Source organism: Telluria sp. AZSoR62 (assembly GCF_058111565.1).
Window position 1 is genome coordinate 1 of sequence record NZ_JBYTST010000610.1, and the last position, 235, is coordinate 235.

General features: G+C 54.0%; 1 protein-coding gene. It reads left to right on the plus strand.

What is annotated here, in order from left to right; translation table 11 throughout:
* Positions 1-87: 87 nt before the first annotated feature.
* On the plus strand, positions 88-235 hold a 148-nt coding region (locus tag AC3XQU_RS24915; protein WP_489876768.1), incomplete at its 3' end, for an FAD-dependent oxidoreductase.

The window sequence follows — 235 nt, forward strand, 5'->3', positions numbered from 1 at the left end:
AGCTACTACTTCATTGCCAGTTTCATTGGCGAGCATATGGCACACCACGCATCGGCGCTGAAACGCTGAGAGAGAGGAGATCAGGTCATGACAAAGACCTCCAAAAACCGACATCACGTCGTCATTATCGGAGCGGGCTTCGGCGGGATCGAGGTTGCCAACCAGCTTGCTGGTGCCGAGGTCGATGTGACGATCATCGATCGGCGCAATCATCACCTGTTCCAACCCTTGCTTT